General features: G+C 37.0%; 21 protein-coding genes and 1 tRNA gene. 16 read left to right on the top strand and 6 right to left on the bottom strand.

Going from position 1 to position 25,024, the window contains the following annotated elements:
• Positions 1 to 194 precede the first annotated feature (194 nt).
• The 3 genes from H344_RS0118010 to H344_RS0118020 form a co-directional block, all read right to left on the bottom strand.
• Positions 195 to 1,928, bottom strand: coding sequence for a M6 family metalloprotease domain-containing protein (locus H344_RS0118010; protein ID WP_026811543.1), 1,734 nt, complete (start codon positions 1,926 to 1,928; stop codon positions 195 to 197).
• 340 nt (positions 1,929 to 2,268) lie between these two features.
• On the bottom strand, positions 2,269 to 3,024 hold the full coding sequence (locus tag H344_RS0118015; RefSeq protein ID WP_026811544.1) for a LytR/AlgR family response regulator transcription factor: 756 nt from the start codon (positions 3,022 to 3,024) through the stop codon (positions 2,269 to 2,271).
• A gap of 17 nt (positions 3,025 to 3,041) precedes the next feature.
• A complete protein-coding gene (locus tag H344_RS0118020; RefSeq protein WP_084148850.1) occupies positions 3,042 to 5,084 on the bottom strand; it encodes a tetratricopeptide repeat protein in 2,043 nt (680 codons plus the stop codon).
• Positions 5,085 to 5,608: 524 nt separating this feature from the next.
• On the opposite strand from H344_RS0118020, the gene H344_RS0118025 reads away from it, so the two are divergent.
• Positions 5,609 to 6,130, top strand: coding sequence for a hypothetical protein (locus H344_RS0118025; protein WP_026811546.1), 522 nt, complete (start codon positions 5,609 to 5,611; stop codon positions 6,128 to 6,130).
• Positions 6,131 to 6,147: 17 nt separating this feature from the next.
• Positions 6,148 to 6,807, top strand: a complete 660-nt coding sequence (locus H344_RS0118030) for a hypothetical protein (RefSeq protein ID WP_026811547.1) — start codon at positions 6,148 to 6,150, stop codon at positions 6,805 to 6,807.
• A 129-nt stretch (positions 6,808 to 6,936) separates the two neighbouring features.
• Here H344_RS0118030 and H344_RS0118035 read toward each other — a convergent pair.
• A tRNA-Leu gene (locus H344_RS0118035) sits at positions 6,937 to 7,017 on the bottom strand.
• A gap of 201 nt (positions 7,018 to 7,218) precedes the next feature.
• Between H344_RS0118035 and H344_RS0118040 the strand changes: the two genes are divergently transcribed.
• The 3 genes from H344_RS0118040 (at position 7,219) to pth (ending at position 9,538) form a co-directional block, all read left to right on the top strand.
• On the top strand, positions 7,219 to 8,160 hold the full coding sequence (locus H344_RS0118040; protein ID WP_026811548.1) for a ribose-phosphate pyrophosphokinase: 942 nt from the start codon (positions 7,219 to 7,221) through the stop codon (positions 8,158 to 8,160).
• 43 nt (positions 8,161 to 8,203) lie between these two features.
• Positions 8,204 to 8,830 (top strand): 50S ribosomal protein L25/general stress protein Ctc, encoded by a 627-nt coding sequence (locus H344_RS0118045; RefSeq protein ID WP_026811549.1) that lies wholly within the window; start codon positions 8,204 to 8,206, stop codon positions 8,828 to 8,830.
• A gap of 78 nt (positions 8,831 to 8,908) precedes the next feature.
• Positions 8,909 to 9,538 (top strand): aminoacyl-tRNA hydrolase, encoded by a 630-nt coding sequence (pth, locus tag H344_RS0118050; protein ID WP_026811550.1) that lies wholly within the window; start codon positions 8,909 to 8,911, stop codon positions 9,536 to 9,538.
• Between the two features lie 9 nt (positions 9,539 to 9,547).
• Here the strand turns inward: pth and H344_RS0118055 are convergent, their stop codons facing one another.
• Both H344_RS0118055 and H344_RS0118060 read right to left on the bottom strand, forming a co-directional pair.
• On the bottom strand, positions 9,548 to 10,231 hold the full coding sequence (locus H344_RS0118055) for a hypothetical protein (RefSeq protein WP_026811551.1): 684 nt from the start codon (positions 10,229 to 10,231) through the stop codon (positions 9,548 to 9,550).
• A gap of 5 nt (positions 10,232 to 10,236) precedes the next feature.
• Positions 10,237 to 13,950 (bottom strand): reprolysin-like metallopeptidase, encoded by a 3,714-nt coding sequence (locus tag H344_RS0118060; RefSeq protein WP_240485022.1) that lies wholly within the window; start codon positions 13,948 to 13,950, stop codon positions 10,237 to 10,239.
• Positions 13,951 to 14,062: 112 nt separating this feature from the next.
• Here H344_RS0118060 and H344_RS0118065 point away from each other — a divergent pair, with 112 nt between their 5' ends.
• From H344_RS0118065 to H344_RS0118115, 11 genes are all read left to right on the top strand, one after another.
• Positions 14,063 to 14,989 carry a bifunctional riboflavin kinase/FAD synthetase gene (locus H344_RS0118065; RefSeq protein WP_026811553.1) on the top strand — a complete coding sequence of 309 codons (927 nt, stop codon included), beginning with the start codon at positions 14,063 to 14,065 and terminating at the stop codon, positions 14,987 to 14,989.
• Entirely contained in the window at positions 14,989 to 16,323 is a 1,335-nt protein-coding gene (locus H344_RS0118070; protein ID WP_026811554.1) for an HTTM domain-containing protein, read from the top strand. The genes H344_RS0118065 and H344_RS0118070 overlap by 1 nt, the downstream gene beginning before the upstream one ends.
• Positions 16,324 to 16,445: 122 nt before the next feature.
• The gene (gene serS, locus H344_RS0118075; protein ID WP_026811555.1) at positions 16,446 to 17,717 is read left to right on the top strand and encodes a serine--tRNA ligase; all 1,272 of its coding nucleotides are present in this window, start codon (positions 16,446 to 16,448) and stop codon (positions 17,715 to 17,717) included.
• A gap of 219 nt (positions 17,718 to 17,936) precedes the next feature.
• On the top strand, positions 17,937 to 19,721 hold the full coding sequence (locus H344_RS0118080) for a tetratricopeptide repeat protein (RefSeq protein ID WP_026811556.1): 1,785 nt from the start codon (positions 17,937 to 17,939) through the stop codon (positions 19,719 to 19,721).
• A gap of 69 nt (positions 19,722 to 19,790) precedes the next feature.
• Positions 19,791 to 20,102, top strand: a complete 312-nt coding sequence (locus H344_RS0118085) for a DUF4286 family protein (RefSeq protein WP_026811557.1) — start codon at positions 19,791 to 19,793, stop codon at positions 20,100 to 20,102.
• Positions 20,103 to 20,123: 21 nt separating this feature from the next.
• The gene (rsmA, locus tag H344_RS0118090) at positions 20,124 to 20,996 is read left to right on the top strand and encodes a 16S rRNA (adenine(1518)-N(6)/adenine(1519)-N(6))-dimethyltransferase RsmA (RefSeq protein WP_026811558.1); all 873 of its coding nucleotides are present in this window, start codon (positions 20,124 to 20,126) and stop codon (positions 20,994 to 20,996) included.
• On the top strand, positions 20,983 to 22,341 hold the full coding sequence (gene mgtE / locus H344_RS0118095; RefSeq protein ID WP_026811559.1) for a magnesium transporter: 1,359 nt from the start codon (positions 20,983 to 20,985) through the stop codon (positions 22,339 to 22,341). Before rsmA ends, mgtE begins: the two co-directional genes overlap by 14 nt.
• Positions 22,342 to 22,527: 186 nt before the next feature.
• Positions 22,528 to 23,466: a 2-hydroxyacid dehydrogenase gene (locus H344_RS0118100; protein ID WP_026811560.1), complete on the top strand. Its 939-nt coding sequence runs from the start codon at positions 22,528 to 22,530 to the stop codon at positions 23,464 to 23,466.
• Between the two features lie 28 nt (positions 23,467 to 23,494).
• Positions 23,495 to 23,956, top strand: a complete 462-nt coding sequence (locus tag H344_RS0118105; RefSeq protein ID WP_026811561.1) for a DUF1801 domain-containing protein — start codon at positions 23,495 to 23,497, stop codon at positions 23,954 to 23,956.
• 120 nt (positions 23,957 to 24,076) lie between these two features.
• Positions 24,077 to 24,463 (top strand): VOC family protein, encoded by a 387-nt coding sequence (locus H344_RS0118110; RefSeq protein WP_026811562.1) that lies wholly within the window; start codon positions 24,077 to 24,079, stop codon positions 24,461 to 24,463.
• 63 nt (positions 24,464 to 24,526) lie between these two features.
• Positions 24,527 to 24,961, top strand: a complete 435-nt coding sequence (locus H344_RS0118115) for a TM2 domain-containing protein (protein WP_026811563.1) — start codon at positions 24,527 to 24,529, stop codon at positions 24,959 to 24,961.
• The last annotated feature ends 63 nt before the right edge of the window (positions 24,962 to 25,024 follow it).

The following is a 25,024-nucleotide window of genomic DNA, read 5'->3' on the forward strand; positions in this document are numbered from 1 at the left end:
TTGATGATGGGGATATACTTAACCAGCCCGTATGAGAAGGAATGTCACTTATTATAGCATGACATGTTTTAGAGTTAACATACGATGATACATACTTTACTTTTTTACCGTAATACCACATAATATTTGATTTTAAATGTTAATAATTAGATTTAAATCTTTTGTTTTAGGGGAGTGTTGCTGTTATAATTATTCTAGGACATATAAACCCCGTAGATCATTCCATCTGTTCCGAAATACACATTAACCTTTTTATCTTTGGTTACTGCTGCGTTGAGGATGGTTAAAACATTAGTAATCCCATCGGTAGAAGTTGGAGCAATTCTTCTCCAACCAGAGAAGTCTTCAATAATGGCATGTGCCCATTTAGTTCCAGAACTTCCACTAGTGTAGCTAACTTTCTTCCCATAGATCCAACCTGCAACCCCAAGTACTTTAAAGGTCATAATGGACCCTGAACTGGAAATGTCGGAGATGTTAAGGTTAGAGTTGGTGCCATCCCACCATTTACTATTAGGACTTGTTGTGTCTGAGAATTTAGTGTTTCCTGGTGCGCTGAAAAGATCTCCAACATTACCTATATTAACTTTTTTCTCTAGGTCAAAATTATTATCTGCTTGCTCAATAGAGCATTCATAATGAAGAGCTGAGGTCATTTGCTCGTTCTGATTGCTGCCTTTTTCATCTATATGCCAAATAGCTAGGCCAGAATCTGGTAGAAAAGCATCTCTACCTGTCTTTTGTCTATTCTCGATGATGAAATATTCGTCTGCATTCTTGAGATGTATATAAAACTCATTGTTCGCTGCGTTAAGACTTGCGGTGATACCAGATGTTATTGTTTTTAGGCTAGTAGCCCATCCCGCTTCATTTTTTAAATAGGCCCCAACTTGTACTGGGTTTCTATCATCTCCTCCATAACACATAAGACAATAATTACCGACACCTCTAGATTCCCCACCGTAATCATACAAATCAGGAAAACTACATATCATATGACCATTTTCGTGACAAAAAGTTCTTAAGGTTAGGGAACTTCCCATGTTTGTTATTTGATAATCGGAAAACTTCTTACCACCTCCCGCATTGTAAGGAGCACCTAAAGACCATTGATGTGGCCAAAGACCTTCACTCCAATTATTTACCCGCGGTCCCGCATAGAATACATTTAAAGCGTATATATAACCACCACTGTCTGAGGTTAATTGACCGAAGTTAAGGCCTTGTGACTTAAAATGATTTAACGCTTCAGTGATTAATTGCCTAGCCCTTGTACCATAGGTAACATTGGGGTCGGTATAGTAAGATCTGTTGTGGGAAGCAGTGTAGTATTGTGTTACCACATTGGTGTAGGTAAGTTTTCCACGAGAATTATCGAAGAAATAATCTTTGACCGAACCATTATTCCCGAAGCCGGAATAGCCAGATTGATTGCAAAAATTATTTACTTCTTGCCTGCTAATAGTTTGAGGGACATCGGGAAACTCAATAAGAATGCACAAACCAATATAGTTTCCTACAGTAGGAGCAGCAAAAGCGGCTGCTTCTAATGCCCCATCTGCACGTAGTTGGGAAATAGCAATTTTTTTAGCCTCTCGTCTAACTTTCCATCTTGGGGTTGTTCCTTGTGCCATTAATGCACTTTCGGCAGACTGTTTTGCGCTCTCTTTTGGTAAGCTAATATGTTTTTCTAACCCTAATTCATTAGGATTTACCTCTCCTACATTATTTTTCAAGGGTAACAATTTACTATTATCATCAGAAAGTTGGGCATACTTGTAAAATCCTGATTCAGGGTCTTGTATCACTGTATAGCCATCTTCAGTTTCGAATCTTGCGTGGAATTGATTCCCCGAACCTACAACCTCAATAGTGCTTCCGTCTGGATTTGTAAACGTAAATTTTTCATTAATAAATGGTGCTGGCATCGTTTTAGATTTTTAGATTAAACAAATATTTGATAAAAAGTAGCGGTTTAGAATATGGAAATATTCTAGGTTGAACCTTTTAATAATTCATTTTTACTGGGGAGAATGGGAGGTGTAGAGGGAAGTAACACTTTTAGAAAGTCAAATTGATTAGACGGAAAGGGAGGAGTCGATATCTTCCTGTAAAAAACAATTTATTACTTATTTAAAGATAAGAAGTAGATGGGGAATTATAATATGGCATTGTATAGATTGACGTGAAAACCGTATGGTTTGTAAGAAAAAGCCAGCTCTACGGGTAAGTATAACCAAATGTAGTAGATGTTGCTATAGGATAAGATTAACTCGTAATACCATCAAAAATCTTAGCGATCATTGCTTTCTTAGAATTGCTTAGTGGTATTTTTTGGTTGTTGGTCATTTGGATATAGCCTCCATCATTGCGGATATATTTTTGCATATAACTAGGGTTAATTAAATAGGATTGATGTACCCTAATAAACATAAAACGTTTTAAAGAGTTTTCCACATCTTTTAATGTTCTGCTAATAAACAATTTCTCTCCATTTTTTAAAAATATAGAAGTGTAGTTGTTTTGACTCTGACAATAAAGGATGTCTTTTATTTCAACAAATTCTAGCCCATCACTTACTGGAATAGCTATTTTGTTTTTTAAGATGTTTTCTTTCTTGAGGTGATCTAGTAAATTGGAAATCTCCACGGAGGATTCATCTTCAGAATGGGATTGTTCTAGCCAATGGCGGATAGCTTCCTCTAGTTCATCCTCGTCTATAGGTTTTAAGAGGTAATTAATAGCTTGAGCTTTAAATGCTTGTATGGCGTATTGACTATATGCGGTGGTAAAAATAACATCGAACGGAAGACCATTGAACTGTTCCAGAAATTCAAAACCATTCATTTCTGGCATTTCAACATCTAAAAAAAGAAGGTCAATTTCCAATCTTTTTAAAGGCGTTAATGCCTCAGTGGGATTGGTGCTTTTGTAAACTACCTTAAATTCTGGGAATAAATGACGAATGTGAAACAACAAGCTTTCTACGCAATGCAATTCGTCGTCCAGTATTGCAATCTTCATTTCCCTAATCTTTGTTTTTATTTAATACGTATAACAACACAAGTACCTAAGGCTTCTCCTTTACTTCCTTTTTTATCAATGATTTTATATTCTAGGGACTTGTCGTAACTCTTGTTGAATAGTTTGATTCGTTCATTTGTAATTTCGGTTCCCCTGCTTTTATGAGCTTCGAATGGAGATGCTTTTTTTTCTTGACGACCCTGTCCATTATCATCAATATAAATTTCTACTTTGCCGTTATTTTTTTTAACGGATATCGCAACGCATTTGGTTTCTTTTTTGCTTGGAAGAAGTCCATGCCAAATAGCGTTTTCTACAAAAGGTTGCAATATCATAGTAGGAATATATACTTTATTTGCTTCATTGTCAATTGTATTGGTAATAGTATAGGTGAAATCACTATTAAATCGGTTCTTCTCCAATTCAAGATAAAAAGAAATGAGTTCTAGTTCCTCTAAAATGCTATGCATGGGTTTGTTGGAAGTCTCTAAAACCATACGTGTAAACCTAGAGAATTTCACTAGGTATTTAATGGCTTTACGGGTGTCATTTTGTTGAATTAGGAATTTAATGGAGTTAAGGCAATTGAATAGAAAATGCGGGTTTAATTTCATCTGGTTTGCCAGGATTTCTGCTTCCAATAAATTCCTTTTATATTCTGCCTCTACCTTATCTTTTTCCTGTTGGTGAATTATAGATTGGGATTTTTTTTTGTTTTTACTATTTCGGTACTGTAGGAGTATTATAATTGCAAGCGTTAAGAAAACAGCGGCCAATAGAAATATAATAATACCTCTATTTTTAATGGCTGCTTTATGATTGTCTATCTGGTTTTGTTGATAGGACTGTTCTTTTTTTAGCAGGCCAATTTCTGCTTCTTTTTTCTCTAAGTCAAACTGGTTAACAATAGTGGCAATTTGCACTTCTTGGGAGGCAAGGTTAATACTGTCTTTATAATCTCTTGCTTTTTTGTAATAGGCTAAGGCCTCGGAATAGTTGGCTGTTTCTTCGTATATAGTAGAAATTATTTCGGAAATATTAACGATTAACACCTTGTTATTCAATTGTTCAGATCTGTTTAGGGCATCGGTTAAACGCTTTAAGCTTAAAGGGTGGTTCTTCTGCTTAAAGGCTACTTGCCCTAAATTGTACAAGGTTAATGCCTGTCTGTGTTTGTCTCCAATTCCCTTAAACATTTGAAAGGCTTTTAAAAAGTAATCTTCCGATAGGGATAGGTTGTTGTTTTCTATTAAATAGCTTTCTCCAAATGCCTTTAAGGTAATGGCTTGGCCGTAGGTGTCATTTAGCTCTTGATTGAGTTTGTAGAGTTCATTTAAATATGAGCGTGCGGTTTCGTGCTGGAGTAGTTTGTCGTAGTATCCACTAATTGTTAGGTAGTTCATGGCTAGTCCCAAGCGGTTATCTGCTTGTTTTGCAACGTTTAGTGCGCGTTGTAAATAGTTTAAACCCTCCTCTTGCCTATGAGGTATAGACATAAAAGTATTTCCTAGACCATTACATGCTATTTCTATATTTAGTAGGCTATTTTCTGCTTCTGCTATTTGTAGGGCCTTCATGTAGTAGTTTACTGCTAATTCATAATCTGCACTATATCTACCAGCCACTCCGGCGTTATTAGCAAATATCATTTTGTCTAAACTGAGGCTATCTTGGTCTTCTATTATTTCAAAAGCTTTTACATGAAGCGGTATAGATAATGGATACTGTTGATGATAACGATATAACAGGCCTAAATTATTAAGGGCTCGTGCGTATATAATAGAATTTGGTGCATTTATAGCCTGATCAACAGCCTCTTTCGCAATTTGGATGTCCTCTTCGCCATGTGATGGTTGTCTATGTAGTTCTCTAGAGATCTTAACTTTTAAATTGATCTGCATAGAGTCGGTGGTAGCCAATGAAAGTTCCCGCTTTAGGGTGTCTAGTTTTTTTTGTGCTGTTCCTACGGTAAAAACAAAAAATGGTAAACATGCCAATATCTTAGCGTATTGTTTTAAAGTGGTAGAAGCTAAAAGTAAGATGCATTTTCTATTCCCCATAGTATTTCATTGGTGCAGCCTTTGTTGTTTCATCGAGATGCTTTTGTGAAAAAAAACGGTTCAATCTAATGCTAACATAAGTATTAGATGGTAATTACCCGGTTAGTCATTATTAAAACTTGGTTTGGTTTAACCATATTATTGGCGCTTATTAAACTAAAACTACTCCGTTTCCAATTAAGAGAGAGGTGTTGGCTATCTTTTATTGGACCCTGCCAGCTATTAAACTCTATAAAGTATTTGATCTGACATTGGCAATTTGCTGTGCAGTATATCGGTAATATTAGTTCAAATAACGATACCCGGCTAGGCTGACTTATTAAATCGTGGTTTTGAGTGAGAATTTAAGGGTTTTTGGTGAGATTTTCGATAAAATCTAAATTCTAACTCAGGATGTAGTTTTGCTTATCCGTATAGTAGGTTTACTAATCCACTCTTGTAAATAGTGTTTATTAGTAATTGATTTGGAGTGAATTAACGATTGAGCACACAAAGAATTTAGTTATTAATTAAATCATGAAATTATGAAAAAACAGATTTTATTTGCGGTTTTCTCCTTCTTTTTTGGATACGTTGCGTTTGCACAAGACGGATTTCACAAAATAGGAGTAGGAGCAGAAATTGGTTTGCCTGTGGGCGACTTTAGTGAAGCGTATAATATGGGATTTGGTGCAACAGGAAAGATCTATTACGGTCTTAATGAGAATGCGAATATTACAGGAACCCTAGGATATATTCATTTCGGATTGGATGGAGGCTCTGATGTGAACGGACATTTGGGTATGATTCCAATAATGTTTGGATATAACCATGATTTTGACGGATTTTATGTTGAGCCTCAAGTAGGCTTAGTGGCTATAAATTCTAAAGTTAATATGTCTAATACTGGATTTGGCAATTTCGGAGGGAGTAGTTCCTCTACAGAAGTGAGTTTATCTATAGGAGGTGGATATAATATGGAAGACTGGGATTTTGGTGTAAGATACCAAATTGTTAACAATGCTAACTTTTTGGGCTTACGGGTAGCATATAATTTTCCATTATAAAATTTAAAAAATAATTTATGAGAGTTTTTAATAAAGCAGCTGGTTTAATTCTAATAGCCTTTACTCTACTTTTAACTATAGCTTGTTCTAAGGATGATTCGAATGACGAAATAGAATGGTCTAACGATAGTTTTATAAGCATGAAAATTAATGGTGTAGAATGGAAGAGTGATTTGGGGTCAGTGATGACCATTAGAGATGTGGATGATGAGGAATACGATAATTTTTTTGCAGTTTCGCTTACGGGAGTAAAAGGAGAAGTTAATGAAAATCCATCATCTGATAGTGAGTCGGAGTCCATTAATATTGCTATTTATTTACCTGAGTCTAAGTTTAAAAATCCTAAAGGCACCTATGTAGCAGGGGATTATGATATTGAAAGTCCTAAGGGGGCAAGTATTATTACATTCGGTAAAGACCAAGAGGGCTCTCTTGGTGACTTTGGATTGTTTTATTCTATAGATCCTAACAACCCTGAAAAAATCATGGGAGAAGTAAAGGTTAATGATTTTAAAATAGGAAATCAGACCTTGTTAGGTGAAGGGTATACTCATCTTTCCGGAACTTTTAAAGGAGAGCTTTACCAAATCAATCAGAATGAAAATGAATCTCCTGTTAAATTGACGATAACAGATGGAAAATTTAACCTCCGTCCAACATCCTTGTTTGGGATGTAGTAAAAACAATTTTTAGTTAGTTGTTGGTTAATTATAAACAGCAAGCTGCCTTACTTTAAAAGGTCTTGCTGTTTTTAGAAAGAGAAATAACAAAAAAGCCGAGATTTAAATCTCGGCTTTTTATTTAAGTACTCGAGGTGGGAATCGAACCCACACTCCAAAGGAACTGGATTTTGAATCCAGCGCGTCTACCAATTCCGCCACTCGAGCGTACTATTTATTAGGGTTATCAGTTGTTTTTCGGACCTCTGATTAGCACTAATTTTTATTGAGACTGCAAAAGTAGAAAATATTTTCTTTAATACCACAAAAAAATATCAAGATTTATACTTTAGCAACCCAAATAAATTTCTAAATTTGCACCTGCTAAAAGATGTGTACTCCAATAATCTAAAAAACAACACGTTAACAATGTCATACCAAGTGCCGGAACCAAAAATTTTCACCTGTACCCAAAGTGCAGAATTGTCGGAAAAAATAGCTAAATTTTTTGGGACAGAATTGGGGATTGTTGTTTTTTCCAGATATAGCGATGGAGAATTTCAACCTTCCTTTGAAGAATCGGTAAGAGGTAGGCGTGTATTTATAATAGGTTCTACCAATCCTAGCTCTGAGAATTTAATGGAGTTATTGCTAATGTTAGATGCAGCTAAGCGTGCATCTGCAAGACATATTACAGCAGTAATACCGTATTTTGGATGGGCGAGACAGGATAGAAAGGATAAGCCTAGAGTGCCTATAGCGGCAAAATTAGTGGCAAAAATGTTGGAAGCTGCGGGAGCTACTCGTATCATAACGATGGATTTGCACGCAGACCAAATTCAAGGATTTTTTGAAAAACCGGTAGATCATTTATTTGCTTCTACCTTATTTTTACCATACTTGGAAAGCTTAAAGCTTCCAAACCTTACTATTGCATCCCCAGATATGGGAGGTTCTAAAAGAGCCTATGCATATTCTAAGGCGTTGGATTGTGATGTAGTTATTTGTTATAAGCAAAGAGGAGGAGCCAATACAATTTCTCACATGGAGTTGATTGGAGATGTGAAAGGTAAGAATGTTATATTGGCCGATGATATGGTAGATACGGCTGGAACCTTAACTACTGCGGCAAACCTTATGATGGAAAGAGGAGCAGCAAGTGTACGGGCTATTACTACCCATGCATTGCTTTCTGGGAATGCCTATGAAAGAATAGAAAATTCTCAGTTGTCTGAGCTTATCGTTACAGACTCCATTCCTTTGAAAAAGGAAAGTAAAAAGATTAGAGTGATTAGTTGTGCGGAATTATTTGCAGATGTTATGCATAGAGTGCATCATAATACCTCTATTAGCTCCAAATTTTTAATGTAGGTAGCTAACAAAAGAAAGTAAATTAATTAATATTTAATATATAATGAAGTCAATTACAATTAAAGGATCAGAAAGAGAAAGCGTAGGCAAAAAGTCAGCAAAAGCCTTACGTAATGCTGGAAAGGTACCTTGCGTTATTTACGGAGGGGAAAAGCCATTACACTTTTCAGCAGATGAACTATCGTTCAAAGATTTAGTGTACACTCCAAACGCACATACTGTTGTGATTGATTTGGGTGATGGAAAGAAATTTGATGCAATTAAGCAAGACATCCAATTTCACCCTGTAACAGATAGCATTCTTCATGTAGATTTCTATCAATTGTTCCCAGACAAGCCAGTTTCTATGGATATTCCAGTGAAATTAGTAGGAAACTCTCCTGGTGTTCGTAATGGTGGTAGATTGTTATTTAGAAAGAGAAAGCTTAGCATTAAGGCACTTCCAGGTGACTTGCCAGATTTCTTTGAGGTGGATATCTCTAAATTAAAGATTGGACAGCATATTTCAGTTGAATCTCTTAAAAAGGATGAATTTGCTATTCTACACCCAGATGCCACTGCAGTTGTACAGGTGATGGCTGCACGTAACATGGTTATTGTAGATGATGAGGCTGAAGAAGGAGAAGAAGCAGAAGCTACTGAAGAAGGAGCTGCAGAGGCTGCTAACTAAAATAGCTTACTGAGATTTCACAAAAGCATCTGCGAAAGTAGATGCTTTTGTATTTTTAATAATTCCAAACACAAGTCTATGTTGCACTATTTAAAATCACTTATTAAGGTGAACAAGCTGCTACTAGATGAAACGGATGAAATGAAAAAATTTTTAATAGTAGGTCTTGGAAACATAGGTGATGAATATCTAGAAACCAGACATAATATAGGTTTTAAAATTTTAGATGCTTTGGCAGCAAAGGAAGACTTCTCTTTTGAGACTAACAAGTTGGGAGATGTAGGAGTCTTTAAGGTTAAGGGGAGGAGTATTATTTGCTTAAAACCGTCTACCTATATGAACCGTAGCGGTAAAGCTGTACGATATTGGATGGATAAAGAAAATATTCCATTGGAAAATGTTCTTGTACTAACGGACGATATTCACCTTTCCTTCGGGACGCTAAGGTTAAAGACAAAAGGCAGTGATGGAGGGCATAATGGGTTGAAAGATATACAAGCTCACCTGAATACTACCAAGTATAATAGGTTGCGATTTGGTGTTGGATCCAATTTTGGATCAGGTAATCAAGTAAATTATGTGCTTGGAGAATGGAACGAAGAGGAGAAAGAAGCGCTCAAAGAACGTTTTGAAAGGACAACCGAATTAGTGCATTCTTTTGTATTAGCCGGAGTAAATAGAACGATGAATCATTTTAACAATACCTAATCCTGAAGATTAGCGAATTCTAAATTCTGAAATAGAATTGCTAGCCTTATTCCCTTCAAGGTCAAATGTCGTAATCCGCCAATAGTATGTTGTGTTGGCATTTACACTTACTTTTATCTCGGATTGATTTGCAGCTAAGGTGCCAATTTTGGTGATAGGTGGATTGGTCGTGGAGAAATATACTTCATAACCAGCTAAGTCATTGTCTAAATCGGTACTCTCCCATTTCAATAAAACTTCGTTGTTAGTATCTTTTGAAATTGTGCTGCCTGTTTTCGGGGTAATTACCGCTGCGGGAAATGGAGTGTACGAAGTTTGTACACCTGAATTGTAAAAAAACCAGGTCTCACTTTTCGCAGTTTCTATTGTCTTATTGTTTTTAGAAATAATAGCCCAAGAATGCGGGCTTCCTTTTTCTAAGGGTAGTTCTGCAGAAGTGCCGTTGACTACTACCGTTTGAGAATTGTTTGTGTTTAAATTAGTGACCCTTAGCTCGTAAGATTCGGTATGGTTAGAAGGCAGCCATTTAAACTCTACTACTGAGGTATTGGTGTCATTTACGTTTTTGCCTGTTGTGCACTCAGAATTTTTTTCTGGAAATACTAATTGTGCTGCAATAGGTGCTTTTGGGGAATCTTTTCCTCCGCATGCCATGAGGGTTATGAAAATGAATAGTAATGATAATGATCTCATGGGGGTTATTTTTTTATAACTTGAATTGTGGTGTTGGTGTCTTTGCCTCTTAGTTTTATAATGTAACTTCCAGAAGGTAGGCCAGCAAAATTACTAGTAAGTTTGTCGCTATTTAGGTGGTGTGTTTTCTGACTTATAAACTGACCAGTAAAAGTATAAATAGCTACGTTTACAGATTCTTCTATCTTATCTAGGTTTATATGGATGTCTTCCCAGAAAGGATTTGGAAATGCTTGGGGTTCATCTAGCCATAAAAACTGTTCTTCATATACTCCTTGGCAAGCAGACTGTGTCTGAACTTTAAGGTGGTTAACTCCCTTTTTTAGGTCTAATAATACTTCTGGAGCGGCCGTTGAGGTTAATGCTCCGTTGAGTGTAATGATGTATTCTTTGGCGCCATCTAATGTTAATGAAACTTGACTCCTATCAGGTGTTAGGGTAGTGCTTACACTTAGAGGGTGGGGTTCGTTTACAACGGCTGAAAAGCAATATTCTTCATAGGTTTTATCTCCGTCAGTACCCACAATACATATGTCATAAGTGCCAGCAGGCAGGTCTTGTAGCAGATAAGAGCTAGTGAAATCTATATTGGTATTTATTCCTTCTCCCGTAATAGTTGCTTGGTAAGCTAATTCCATAGTAGCATCTATGTTAATTGAGCCATCATTATTTCCACGGCATGATGTGCTATTTATTGCTACCTCAAAATTGTCTGTTGGGAAAAGGTATATTGGACATCCGTTTAAGTCTACCATGGTGCCTGGGGGTGTGCCTAAGCAGAGGTCGTCTCCGTCATCAAACACTCCGTCGTTGTCATCATCAATCCTTAAGGTGCCCTCCACACAGAAATCGATAGAGAATGAGTTTAAGGAGCCGCCATCTGAAGGGGCAATATCTATTATCTCTAAGGTCCACTCCCCAAAGCTAGATTCACCTTTAAAAGCACTTAGCGATCCCAAAGGTTTTACAGCACCCTGTATTGCAGGAATCGTTCCACAACTGAATGGATCTGCATCGTCAGTGAAAGTTGCTTGGATATTCTGACTTCCACCACAGGAGTTAGAAACCAAGGTTACCTTTGTGCCAGATGGGGAAATAAGATTAACCTCTAAATCGGCTAGAAAGGTGTGTGATAGATCTAGGTTTACCTTTATATCTGCAATGGTAAGATCATTTTGGATCGCTAAGGTAGATGTAGTAGTAGAGGGTCTAGATGGGGATATCGTTAGGGGTAGGCCCGTAGCATTCCTAGTGCCACAATCCAAATCAATAGTGGAAAAGCTAAACGGTTGACTAAAGCTTCCTTCTCCACATTTATTTTTAGGTTTTACACGCCAATAATAGGTTTTTCCTTCGGTTAAATTATCGGTTAAGTAGGAATTGAAAATTGTACTGTCGGTTTTAATAATAGAAGTAAAATCAGGGTCGTCGGCAATTTCAAGGTCATATGAGGTGTGCATTATGTTAGATGCCCATTCTAGCTTTACTCCTAAACTGGTATCGGTAGTGCCATTGGCTGGCTGCTGTAGCTCAACGTTGGTAAAGTTGGTATCTAGGATTGTTACGTCTATTTCAATACTTTTTGTAATACTTGGTGTTGTAGCTAAAATAGTGATGGGGTATTTGCCAGGACTTACGGTATTGGTATTAGAAAAAGTAAGGGAAACTAAGGTGTCGTTTATAGCTGTGGTTTCAGGGGAAAAGTCAACCATCAACCCTGTTGGTAATCCTGTTGCTGAAAATGTAGCCTCCTTAGAGAATCCTTCAAATGTGCTATACATAAATGAGGTGGTTAGATCGCTTCCTTGGCATATTTCATACTGCAGTTTAGGGAAGTCCATAACTATCTCAGAAGTGGTAATATTAAAGTCAGAACTATTTACAGCTAAAAAAATATTATCATGAGCGCGTACCATTATTCTTGCGGTAGCAGTAGCAAAGCCCGGGATTTGTATCTCGTGTTTTCCATCATTGGGAACGCCGTCTGCTAACTTTAATGGGAAGGATGTGCCTCCGTTAGCAGAGAAAAATATATCTACCTTTTGTGCATTCACGGGAAATTGGCTGGTATTAGCTACATCCCAAGTTATCTCTTGTTTAGTGCCGGCTATATAGGTTTCATTGGAGGCTTGCGAGGTGATCGTAAAAGGGCCTGCTTTCTCGGTGACCTGTACAGTTACTATATCAGAATCTAATTGTCCGCCTCCCGGAGCATTATCCCTAACAGTGAGGGCAAAATTAAAATCTCTTTCTACATCTGAAATAGTTTCCCAAGTACTATTGGTGTTTGGGTTAGTCTGAGCGAGGTTGCCGGCTACAATACTGCTTAGACGAGGGAAGTATCTGGAGGAATTTACGGTAGGTTGAATAGATCTAAAGTTGGCCCCACTAACATTGGTTGGGCCAAAACTCTTATAGGTGACTATACCATCATTAATCTGCTCCCAATTATAAGTTAGGACGTCAGTAGTATCTGCATCTATAGCAATTCCTGTTAAGATAAAGGCAGTAGATTTTGGTATGGTATAATCGCCAGCAGAAGTTATTTGTGGAGGATTGTTAAGGATGGGAATAACCTCACCACAGCTTGTAGATTTTACATAATCCATTATTTGAAGAATGCTGAGGTAGTGAAAGTAATCGTCTCCGTTTAGAGCTACATTATTTAAACCCGAAATTCCGGCATATCCCATAATTGTGCTACCGCTTCCTGGTTCTGCCTGTACCATGGTGCCCTCAGATTCATAAGACCAAGTATGATTAGCACCAAACTGGTGGCCTAATTCGTGGGCAACAAAATCTAAATCAAAAACATCGCCTTGGGGAGTTATAGCGGAAGAATAAGCGCTTCCTTTTTGTGAATCTATGCAGGCAGAGGCTATGAATCCAGCATTCCCTCCGTTGTAATCTTTATGGAAAAGATGTCCTACGTCATAATTTTCTGGTCCAACTTCGGAGGTTAATGTATTCTGTACTTCAGAATTTAAATTAATCCCATAGGGGTCAGTGTCCTTATTAGTGTAGATTACCTGTTCCGTTTCTGCAACTAATTCTAGGGTAATTCCTAGGTCGCGTTCAAAAACTTCATTAATTCTAGTAATGGTTGCATTGATTGCGGCTAGGGCATCTGCTACGGTGCCGCCATGAAAGGCTGTGTATTCTCCTGTGGCAGAAACGGCGAGCCTATATTTTCTAAGTACCTGATCGTCGACTAATTTATTGTAAGAAATCCCTTTGTAGGTTTCTAAGGCCGATTTGGTTTCGCAAATAAAATTGGTATTCATTCTAATAGCATCCTCACGGTTGTAGACAATATACTCATTGTTGCCGCGAGAGGTTTTCTGCATAAAAGTGGCGTTCTTACCATTAGTATTAACAATCATACTTTGAATGCCATTATGGGAAACACTAAATCGGATTCGGTCTCCCGATCCATTAAGGCTATGTCCAATGAATGATTTTATATCTGGGTATTTCTCTGTAAGTGCAGGGGAAAGGACCGGGGCTTCTTTTATTTCAAAAGGAATTAGCTTGCCTTCCGAATCTGGGAAAACTAAGGTTTTTTTGCCTTTTCTTGACGTGTTACTCTCTATTTCGTTTCTAAAAAGACTAGGCTCTAAGGCAAAAACTCTAGCATTTTTTATCTCTAAACGCAATAACTGTTGTTGGGTAGTAAGGCCATAAGAGTCCATTTTTTTCCAGTAGGAGGATTGTGCCATTCCGTAAAAGCTGAGAAAAAATATGGATATTGATAAAACAAGGCGTAATTTTACAACCATCAACAAGATATTAGTGCATTATCAAAGATAGGTTTTTTTATTATTTCAATTTGTGATAACAGTTCAAAGCATCTCTAGGTACGATAAAATTCATTCCACGGCCATTACTATTGGTACTTTTGATGGTATTCATGTTGGTCACCGGAAAATATTAGAACGACTCATTAACAATGCTAAAGTCTTAGGATTAAAATCAACGGTCCTTACTTTCTTTCCGCATCCAAGGATGGTTTTACAGCAAGATGTGTCTATACAGCTTCTGAATACCATAGAGGAAAAGGTCCAAATAATGAAGTCCCTAGGTTTAGATTACCTTATAATACATCCTTTTACTAAAGATTTTTCCCGACTATCTGCTACCGAATTCGTTAGGGACATTTTGGTGAATGAATTAAAAGTAAAAAAAATAATCATTGGGTATGACCATCGGTTTGGGAGAAATAGGAATGCTGATATTAATGATTTAATTGCTTTTGGGAATACGTTAGATTTTCAGGTAGAGGAAATATCTGCACAAGAAATTAATGAGGTTTCCGTGAGTTCTACCAAAATAAGGAAAGCTTTAGAAGAGGGAGATATTCGCAGGGCCAATAAATATTTAGGCTACCGCTATATGCTAACCGGAACAGTGGTGAAAGGGAAGGGGTTAGGGAGAAAGTTAGACTTTCCTACTGCCAACCTGTCGATAGTGGAAGATTATAAGTTAATTCCAAAAAACGGCGTTTATGTGGTTAGTAGTGTCATAAACGGAAAGACGGTTTACGGAATGATGAATATTGGGGTAAATCCTACGGTAGCTGGAACAAAACGAACTATAGAAATAAACTTCTTTTATTTTAATCAGGACCTCTACGGAAAAAAACTCCAAATAGATATTATAGATCGCATAAGGGACGAAATTAAATTCGATTCTTTAGAAGCCTTAAAGGCACAGTTGGGAAAAGATAGGGAAACCTCCCTTTCGCTAATTCCTAAATAATGCTAAATAGATTTCTCTTTACGAAGATTGATAACAGTGCGCTATTGATTTTTCGTATGTTTTTTGGGATGCTCATTAGTTTAGAATGCTACGGAGCAATTATTACAGGATGGGTAAAACGTAACCTAATAGCCCCCCAATTCACCTTTGCTTTTATAGGTTTTGAATGGCTGCAACCCTTGCCGGGAGCAGGTATGTATTACTATTTTTTTGTTATGGGTACCTTAGGAATTTGTATTGCTCTAGGGTATAAATATAGGTTTAGCATGTTGGTCTTTACCATTTTATGGGCAGGGGTGTACCTTATGCAAAAGACTGCCTATAACAACCATTACTACCTATTACTGTTGCTTTCTGGTATAATGTTTTTCTTGCCAGCAAATAAGAATTATTCCATAGATGCAAGACTAGATCCTAGTATTAAAGAGAATACTATGTTCGCTTATGTAAAATGGGTGATTGTGCTACAACTGCTTATAGTTTACACCTACGCAGCTATAGCAAAAATGTACGGGGACTGGTTAGATTTTAGTTTTTTAAAGGTTCTCTTTCATGGAAAAGCCCATTACCCCTTGGTGGGTGATCTTTTGCAGCATACTGCTGTTCATCAATTTATTGGGGTGTCGGGTATTTTGTTCGATTTACTGATAGTACCAGCCCTACTTTGGAAGCCTATTAGGAAATGGGCGTTTATAGCATCAATCTTTTTTCATCTTTTTAATTCTATTGTTTTTCAAATAGGAATCTTCCCTTATTTAGCCCTGGCCTTTACTTTGTTTTTTTATCCGCCAGAAGTGATACGCAAGATATTTCTCAAAAATAAAATAGCTTTTGTAAAGGGCGATTTTCAACCCCCATCCAATAAAAAATGGATTGTTGGGTTTATAATGCTCTATTTTTCGGTGCAATTGGCACTTCCTGTCAGACATTACTTTATTAAGGATGATGTGTTATGGACAGAAGAAGGGCATAGGATGAGTTGGAGAATGATGCTGCGCAGTAGGCAGGGTGTAGCAACCTATAAGGTAGTTAGTAAATCTACAGGAGATGTTTATATGGTAGATCAAGACACTTATATGACGAAATCTCAACAGCGGAAAACGGCGAGTTATCCAGATTTTATTTGGCAATTTGCCCAGCATTTGAAGAAAGAATATAAAGAAAAGGGGGAAGAAGTGTCCGTTTTTGTAGATTCTAAAGTAGGAATTAATGGTAAGCCCTTGCGTCCTTTTATAGATCCAAATGTAGATTTGGCCAATGAACCTTGGAATTATTTTCGACATAACCCATGGATTTTGCCCTCTAGAATTGAAGATTTTTCGCTAGAAAATTAATAAGTAGTGTTTTCTTTTAGATTAATTTTTGTGTCCAAGGCCTGTAAGTAGAAATTGTTAGGGTAATAAAATTGATTCCTTCTCCAATTAACCTTAAATTTGACCTCCAAAAAAATAGAAACATGCTACAGTTACAGGCGATACGTGAAGATAAAGAAAAGGTGATAGCGGCGCTAGCAAAGCGAAATATAGACGCGCAACCACTTTTGGATAAGGTACTTCAGTTAGATGAAGAAAGAAGGGCTACACAAGCCCAACTAGATAGTACCTTGGCTGAGTCCAATAAATTATCCAAAGAGATTGGAATTCTTTATAAAAGCGGGAAGGCGCAAGAAGCTAATGCTTTAAAAGAGCGTACCGGAAACTTAAAGGAAGAGTCTAAGGCGTTGCAGGAAACTTTAACGACCACAGCCCAAGAATTGCAGGATATATTATATCAAATTCCTAATGTGCCTCATTCTTCCGTACCTGCTGGTAGTACCGAGGAAGATAACGAGGAAATATTTAAAGAGGGGGAAGTTCCTGTTTTAGTAGAGAATGCCCTTCCACACTGGGAACTAGCATCAAAATACGATATTATAGATTTTGAGCTAGGTGCTAAAATTTCTGGAGCAGGTTTTCCAGTATATAAAGGTAAAGGAGCTAGGCTCCAGAGAGCTTTAATTTCATACTTTTTAGATAAGAATACCGAAGCTGGTTATACGGAAATTCAAGTTCCTCATTTGGTTAACGAAGCTTCAGGTTTAGGAACTGGTCAATTACCAGATAAAGAAGGTCAAATGTATTATGTAGAGGCAGATGACCTTTATCTTATTCCTACTTCAGAAGTGCCGATTACCAACTTGTTTAGGGATGAAATTGTTTCCGAATCCGACTTTCCCTTCACCTATACGGCATACACCCCTTGTTTTAGGAGAGAGGCTGGTAGCTATGGGGCGCATGTAAGGGGGTTGAATAGATTGCATCAATTTGATAAAGTGGAATTAGTACGTGTAGAGCACCCAGAAAAATCCTATGAAGCTTTAGACGGAATGGTAGAACACGTAAAAGGTATTCTTAGGGAATTGAAACTTCCTTATAGGATATTGCGACTTTGTGGAGGAGACCTTGGTTTTACTTCTGCATTGACCTATGATTTTGAAGTGTTCTCTACAGCACAGGATCGTTGGTTAGAAATTAGTTCAGTATCCAATTTTGAAACCTTTCAGTCTAATCGTTTAAAACTACGCTTTAGAGATGAAAAAGGGAAAATGCAATTGGCACATACCCTTAACGGTAGTTCATTGGCCTTGCCAAGAGTGTTAGCAGGAATTTTAGAAAATTATCAAACCGAAAACGGTATCGAGATTCCAGAAGTGCTAAGACCATATACCGGTTTCGATAGAATAGATTAATATTCTCTTTTTTAAAAACTGAACATTTTTTAAACACCTCTAGAGTAGTCTAGGGGTGTTTTTTACTTCTTAGTTATACGGATTTTGTCTCTCCCAGTACAGGTTAGTTTAACAGACTGCAGGTAGGCTTAAATCAATTATTGGGGTTTGTGTTAAAAATGCATACAATAGCTACCATTCACTTTGATCATTCTGCGTATCTTTGATTAAAAAGTAATTTTGCGATTCATTCTCTTCTTTTTTCTTTGTTTTAGCGCTCAAATAGTGCTTTCCCAGGAAGATTTCTTGGCAAGGCAGTATTTTGAGGATGGGGAATTTGAGAAGGCAAAAGTATTTCTTGAAAAACTGGTGGATAAGAATCCTCGTCGGACAGATTTTACGGAGCGACTAATAGTTTGTTACCAAGAGTTAGAGCAATATGATAAAGCAGAAGAATTATTGCTTAATATCATGAAGCAAGGGATTATTTACCCCACAGGGTATATAGAGCTTGGTCGTAATTATGCCCTACAGGGATTGGAGAAAGAGGCAATAGAAAATTACGATCTAGCCATTGCGCAAATAGAGAAGCACCCTAACTATGGGTATGGAGTTGGGTATAAGTTTCAACATTATGTTTTGTTGGATTATGCTATAAAAGCCTTCTCTCTAGCCATGGAGTTAAATCCTGCGCAGAATTTCGATTATCAAATCGCAAGGATTTATGGTGAGCAAGGTAAAATTGATGAAATGTTTGGGGCTTACCTTAAACTGATTAGCGAAGGAAAGATTTCCCCAGCTAATGTCCTTCGCAATATCAATGATTTTATCACTTCGGATGCAGAGAATCCCAACAATATAAAGTTTAAACGTATCCTTTTACAAAATGCACAAAGAAATCCCGATGTGCTTTGGAACGAATTGTTAGGCTGGCTATTTGTGCAACAAAAAGAATACAGTAGCGCGTTTAGTCAGGAAAGGGCAATTTACAGAAGGAGTGAGGGTAAATCGCTTCATCGTTTACAGGGGTTAGGGAAAATAGCATTAGATAACCAAGAAGTAGAAGTGGCGAGAGACGTGTATACGTTTATTGTTGAGAATAGTGATAATAAAAGAGAAGTGTTAGATGCGCAATTAAGTCTTATAGAGATAAGATTAATGGATGCGGAAGACAAGGAATTGTTATCCATAGAAAAGACCTTCTCGGAATTAATGCAGGAATATGGTTACCAAATGGAAACCCTTCAATTGCAAATTGCCTATGCAAATTTTCTAACTTTTAACAGAAATACTCCAGACCTAGCCATAGAAATTATGGAGAAATGTTTAGAATTGCCCTTGAATAATTATGGGAATGCCTATATTAAAAATACTTTGGGAGATATTTTAGTATTTAATCAGGAGTTTAATCGTGCATTAATCTATTACTCTCAAATTCAGAAAAACTTAAAAAATGATGTTTTAGGTCAAGAAGCACGATTTAAAGTGGCGCAGACCAGCTTTTATAAAGGGGATTTTGATTGGGCTTTAACGCAACTAAAGGTATTGCGATCTGCAACCTCCCAATTAATAGCAAATGACGCCATGCAATTAAGCTTGTTAATTTCAGATAATTCTCTTGAAGATTCTACTCAAGTTGCCTTAAAAAAATATGCTCGGGCAAGTTTTCTGAATTATCAAAATAAAAAGGCCGAGGCGGTAGCCTTATTAGATGAGGTTTTAGAAAATCATAAGGGTGAGAAAATAGAGGATGAGGCTTTGCTAAAACAAGGGCAAATACTAACAGAATTAAAACAATATGGGAAGGCCGAATTTAATTACCTTAAAATAGTGGAGTTCTATGGAGGGGGTATTTTGGCAGACGACGCTCATTTTGCTTTGGCAGAATTGTATAATACTGTTTTAGTAAATCCGGAAAAGGCCAAATTTCATTATGAGCAGATAGTTTTTAATTATCAGGATAGTTATTATTTTCCACAGGCAAGGAGAAAATATAGAGCATTGCGGGGAGATAGTGTCAACTGATGCCACAGGCTAATAAGATTTTTAATAAATAGAATAATAAAACGCTTTTAAGAAGCACAAATTATAATTATGTACATATATAACGTTACTGTAAATATTGACGAATCCATTGAGCAAGATTGGTTAAAATGGATGAACGACACCCATATCCCAGAGATGTTAGGAACAGGGAAATTCACTAAGGCGTTAATGACCCGGGTGATGGTAGAAGAAGAGATGGGCGGGCTTACATTTTCCGTTCAGTATACTACAGACTCCAAAGAAACTTTAAAAAAGTATTACGCAGAAGATGAAGAAAGGCTTAGCAAAAAACATACTGCGCTTTTTGAGGGTAAATTTGTTGCCTTTAGGACAGAATTGGCCGTTGTAGGTAACCATTAATAAAACCCATCAATTTAATAGATGAGCAAAAAGCAAAAAAAGTCATATAAACCTTACCAAGGCAAGCCATTTAACTCTAAAAAAGACCAAGGTCCCGTAAAGGCAAAGAAATTTCTGGGGCAGCATTTTCTAAAGGATGAAGGAATTGCTAGGAAAATTGGGGAGACCCTTAGTTTGGAAGGGTATAGGAATGTTATTGAAATTGGTCCAGGAACTGGAGTGCTTACAAAATACCTAATAGAGAAGAATATAGATCTAGTAGCTATGGATCTAGATTCGGAATCCATAGAATATCTTAACGAGAGCTTTTCCTTGGAACATCAAAAATCTAAGCATCCCAAAGGTAGTTTTAAGGTTTTGGAAGCAGATTTTCTTCAATATGAACTTAAATCGCTTTTTGGAGAGGAGCAATTCGCCATTATTGGAAATTTCCCTTATAATATCTCTACGCAGATTATTTTTAAAATGCTAGAATACAAGGAGTATATCCCAGAATTTTCGGGGATGTTCCAAAAAGAAGTTGCAGAAAGGATTTGTGAGAGTAAAGGGAGTAAAGCTTATGGGATACAATCAGTATTGGTACAGGCATTTTACCATGCGGAATATTTGTTTACTGTACCGCCACAAGTATTTAACCCCCCGCCTAAGGTAGAATCTGGGGTTTTAAGATTAACAAGAAAAACAGATTTGGAATTAGGTGTAGATGAAAAATTATTTAAAAAAGTGGTGAAAGCTGCTTTTAACCATCGTAGAAAAACACTTTGGAATAGTTTAAAAATTTTCAATCTCTCCGATGTTCTTAAAGAAGATGCTATATTTGGGCTCCGACCTGAACAATTGAGCGTTTCAGATTTCATTTCCTTGACACATAAAATACAAAATGACACCGTTTAAACTCACCGAAGAATTTATAGCTGAAATAGAACAGCTCATAGATAACCAAAAGGATGAAACTATAATTTCCTTATTGGCAGAGGTGCATTATGCGGATGTGGCAGAATTGATGAATGATCTAGATGAAGATCATGCCACTTACCTAATTAAATTATTAGATACCGAGAAAACCTCGGAAACCCTTACGGAGTTAGATGAGGATGTAAGGGAAACTATTTTAGGAAACCTCTCTGCTAAGGAGATTGCAGAGGAGCTAAATGAATTGGATACGGATGATGCCGTGGATATCATAGGGGAGCTTCCTAAAAAAATAGTGCAAGAGGTAATTTCCGAGTTAGAAGATAGAGAGCACGCAAAGGATATTGTAGACCTATTGCGATATGATGAGAATTCTGCTGGGGGATTAATGGCGAAGGAGCTGGTAAAAGTAAATGAGAATTGGAATGTGCTTACCTGTGTTAAGGAAATGAGGGCACAGGCAGAGAATGTAACACGTGTGCATTCTATTTACGTGGTAGATGACGAGGGAAAACTAAAGGGAAGACTCTCCCTAAAAGACTTGTTAACTACCTCTACCAAGACCAATATTAAGGATGTTTATATCCCTAAGGTTGATTATGTAAATGTAAACGAGAGACCAGATGAGGTAGCGCGAATCATGATGAAATATGATTTGGAAGCTATTCCGGTAATAGATGAAATTGGTAGATTGGTTGGTAGGATTACTATTGATGATATTGTAGATGTAATCCGGGAAGAGGCAGAAAAAGATTACCAATTAGCAGCAGGTATTTCGCAAGATGTAGAAGCCGATGATAGCATTTGGCAACTTACGCGTGCACGTTTGCCTTGGCTATTTATTGGAATGATGGGAGGAATTGGGGCTGCAAGTATTATAAATGTGTATGAAGGCGCATTTGTAAAGTTTCCCATTCTACTTGCTTTTATCCCTCTTATGCAGGCAACCGCAGGGAATGTAGGAGTGCAATCCTCCGCAATAGTGGTGCAGGGATTGGCAAACGATACTATTAAAAAAGGTGAAATTCTAGGGCGTCTATTAAAAGAACTTCTCTTAGGTTTGGTAAATGGATTAGCATTGGCTGCCATCTTTATTTTAATCAGTCATTTTGGATTCGGCACAACTTATATGGTGTCGTTTACCATAGGGATCGCGCTAGTTTCCGTAGTGGTAAACGCCGCTGTTATAGGCACCTTTATACCCATATTCTTAAATAAAAGAGGGATAGATCCTGCTATTGCTACGGGTCCGTTTATTACTACCAGTAATGACGTGCTGGGAATACTGATCTATTTTACTATTGCTAAACATATTTTAAATTTTTAGGGCGCTCCACCGCCTATAGCGGTGTCGGGCTTTCCGCGCTACACGGTAGCTTGCTGCAATCCCTAGCGCAAAAAAAATATATTTATACCAAGTTTAACGCTTTTAATAATTTGGAGGAAAACAAGTTATTCAGAATTGGAACTTTTGCCTTCAAAAAAATTAAAGAAACTAAAACAGATTTTACTTATGAAAGTACTTCACCTAGATGTAAATCACCCATTAATAATAGAACAATTTGCAGCTCAAGGCTTTCAAAACGATGAAGATTATACCTCCTCCAAAGAAGAGGTGGAAAAGAAGATTGCCAATTATGATGGGATTATTATTAGAAGTAGGTTTACCTTAGATCAACAGTTTTTAGAACGTGCTACTAATCTAAAGTTTATTGGTCGGTTAGGAGCTGGATTAGAAAATATAGATACACGATATGCCAAAGAGAAGGGGATATTTTTAGCAGCTGCCCCAGAAGGAAACCGCAATGCAGTAGGAGAACATACGCTGGGAATGATTTTATCACTCTTTAATAAACTGAACAAGGCAGACAGGGAAGTTCGTGGTGGGAAATGGGACCGCGAAGGCAATAGGGGCTTAGAATTAGATGGAAAGACTGTTGGCATTATTGGCTATGGAAATATGGGGAAGGCCTTCGCTAAAAAACTAAGTGGTTTTGATGTAGAAGTAATATGTTATGATATTGTTGGTGGAGTAGGGGATGCTAATGCAAGGCAAGTAGGTATTATGGAATTTAAGCAGCGCTCACAGATTGTAAGTTTGCATGTGCCACAAACTCCTACTACTATAAATATGGTAGATGCTGAGTTTTTAAGTGACTTTAACAACCCTATATGGCTTTTTAATACCGCAAGGGGGAAATGTGTGGTTACAGAGGATTTGGTTGCCGCTATGGAAGAAGGAAAGGTTTTAGGGGCAGGATTAGATGTCTTGGAATACGAAAAGAAGTCTTTTGAGAATATGTTCGACGAACGCCAACTACCACCCGCATTTAATTATTTAATAGCTTCAGAAAATGTGATTCTTACTCCACATGTGGCAGGCTGGACGGTAGAGAGTAAAATTAAATTGGCGCAGACCGTAGTAGATAAGATTGTACAAAAATTCTGTTAACTTTATAAGATAACCTTAATACTTATAAATGGAATATAAGGCAGATTCCCCAGAAGAATATATAGAGCAGCTTCCCGAAGATCGCAAAATAGCGATTGGAAAATTAAGGCAGGTAATTTTAGATAATCTGCCAGCCGGATTCCAAGAACAGATAAGTTATGGTATGCTGGGGTATGTGGTTCCCCATACCCTATACCCAAATGGGTATCATTGCGATCCTAAGCTGCCACTTCCTTTTATAAACCTTGCTTCTCAAAAGAATTTTGTGGCGGTGTATCATTCAGGAATCTACGCTAGTAAGGAATTATTAGATTGGTTTGTAGGTGAATATCCTAAACACATGACAACAAAATTGGATATGGGAAAGAGTTGCATCAGATTTAAGAAAATGGACACTATTCCCTATAATCTTATTGGTGAGCTTTGTTCCAAAATGACGGTTGCGGAGTGGGTATCACTGTATGAGGCTAATGTTGGACGTAAAAAATAAACACTACAAAATGTTATTTCCTTTAGGGGACTTTCAACTTGTCGATATTATTGGCTCTTTATTGTCTATCTTACTATAGTTTAGAATAGATGTTGTACATTAATTGATTAAAATAGCCGTATGAAAAAAAGAGTCACTGGTCTAGGGGGCTTTTTCTTTAAAACAAAGGATCCAGACAAAGTGAAATCCTGGTATAATAAACATCTTGGTTTAAATACCGATCAATATGGTTGTACCTTCTGGTGGAAAGACAAAGAAGGTAATGACTGTAGTACCCAATTGAGTCCAATGAAAGAGGATACGACTTATTTTAAGCCTAGTAGGTCTACTTTTATGATGAACTTTAGGGTAGAAAATTTAGAAGAGCTCTTAAAGATTTTAAAAGAAGAAGGGGTTACGGTAATTGGTGAAATGGAAACCTACGAATACGGTAAATTTGGGTGGATATTGGATCCAGATGGGAATAAGTTAGAACTATGGGAGCCTATAGATAAAGCATTTCTTTGAAATGAAAATAATTGTTAAATTTAGATGAATTAATATTAAATAAACTAAACCACAACCACAATTATGAGTGAAGAGAACAAAGATCTTGGAGATAAAGCTGAGGATGCTTTTGATAAAGCTAAAGAATCGGCAAAGGAATTTTCTGAAGACAGCAAGGAATCTGCAAAAGATTTTAGTAACGAAGCAAAAAAAACTGCCAATGAGTTTAAAGAGGGCTTAGCTAGCGCTGGTGGAGAAAATAAAAAAGTTTTAGTAGGTATCCTAGCTATTGTTTTTGGACAATTGGGAGTCCATAAATTTATGTTAGGCTATCAAAAGGAAGGAATAATTCTTTTGGTGACTACTATAATTGGTTATGTAACTATGTGCTTTATAATAGGGAGCTTTATAGTTATGGCAACGGCAATTGTTGGACTTATAGAAGGAATTATTTACCTAACTAAGACAGATGAAGAGTTTTATGCTACTTATCAAGTAGGTAAAAAACCATGGTTCTAACCTAAATTAATCCTAATAAAAAAAGCCAGTGTTTTTTAAGCTCTGGCTTTTTTTATGATTTAG

This window comes from Arenibacter latericius DSM 15913 (genome assembly GCF_000424985.1).
GTDB lineage: Bacteria > Bacteroidota > Bacteroidia > Flavobacteriales > Flavobacteriaceae > Arenibacter > Arenibacter latericius.

Excerpts from the sequence above, each read along its gene's own strand:
- H344_RS0118010 (WP_026811543.1), bottom strand. The coding sequence starts at position 1,928 with ATGCCAGCACCATTTATTAATGAAAAATTTACGTTTACAAATCCAGAC.
- H344_RS0118015 (WP_026811544.1), bottom strand. The coding sequence starts at position 3,024 with ATGAAGATTGCAATACTGGACGACGAATTGCATTGCGTAGAAAGCTTG.
- H344_RS0118020 (WP_084148850.1), bottom strand. The coding sequence starts at position 5,084 with ATGGGGAATAGAAAATGCATCTTACTTTTAGCTTCTACCACTTTAAAA.
- H344_RS0118025 (WP_026811546.1), top strand. The coding sequence starts at position 5,609 with ATGAAAAAACAGATTTTATTTGCGGTTTTCTCCTTCTTTTTTGGATAC.
- H344_RS0118030 (WP_026811547.1), top strand. The coding sequence starts at position 6,148 with ATGAGAGTTTTTAATAAAGCAGCTGGTTTAATTCTAATAGCCTTTACT.
- H344_RS0118040 (WP_026811548.1), top strand. The coding sequence starts at position 7,219 with ATGTCATACCAAGTGCCGGAACCAAAAATTTTCACCTGTACCCAAAGT.
- H344_RS0118045 (WP_026811549.1), top strand. The coding sequence starts at position 8,204 with ATGAAGTCAATTACAATTAAAGGATCAGAAAGAGAAAGCGTAGGCAAA.
- pth (WP_026811550.1), top strand. The coding sequence starts at position 8,909 with ATGTTGCACTATTTAAAATCACTTATTAAGGTGAACAAGCTGCTACTA.
- H344_RS0118055 (WP_026811551.1), bottom strand. The coding sequence starts at position 10,231 with ATGAGATCATTATCATTACTATTCATTTTCATAACCCTCATGGCATGC.
- H344_RS0118060 (WP_240485022.1), bottom strand. The coding sequence starts at position 13,950 with ATGGCACAATCCTCCTACTGGAAAAAAATGGACTCTTATGGCCTTACT.
- H344_RS0118070 (WP_026811554.1), top strand. The coding sequence starts at position 14,989 with ATGCTAAATAGATTTCTCTTTACGAAGATTGATAACAGTGCGCTATTG.
- serS (WP_026811555.1), top strand. The coding sequence starts at position 16,446 with ATGCTACAGTTACAGGCGATACGTGAAGATAAAGAAAAGGTGATAGCG.
- H344_RS0118085 (WP_026811557.1), top strand. The coding sequence starts at position 19,791 with ATGTACATATATAACGTTACTGTAAATATTGACGAATCCATTGAGCAA.
- rsmA (WP_026811558.1), top strand. The coding sequence starts at position 20,124 with ATGAGCAAAAAGCAAAAAAAGTCATATAAACCTTACCAAGGCAAGCCA.
- mgtE (WP_026811559.1), top strand. The coding sequence starts at position 20,983 with ATGACACCGTTTAAACTCACCGAAGAATTTATAGCTGAAATAGAACAG.
- H344_RS0118100 (WP_026811560.1), top strand. The coding sequence starts at position 22,528 with ATGAAAGTACTTCACCTAGATGTAAATCACCCATTAATAATAGAACAA.
- H344_RS0118105 (WP_026811561.1), top strand. The coding sequence starts at position 23,495 with ATGGAATATAAGGCAGATTCCCCAGAAGAATATATAGAGCAGCTTCCC.
- H344_RS0118110 (WP_026811562.1), top strand. The coding sequence starts at position 24,077 with ATGAAAAAAAGAGTCACTGGTCTAGGGGGCTTTTTCTTTAAAACAAAG.
- H344_RS0118115 (WP_026811563.1), top strand. The coding sequence starts at position 24,527 with ATGAGTGAAGAGAACAAAGATCTTGGAGATAAAGCTGAGGATGCTTTT.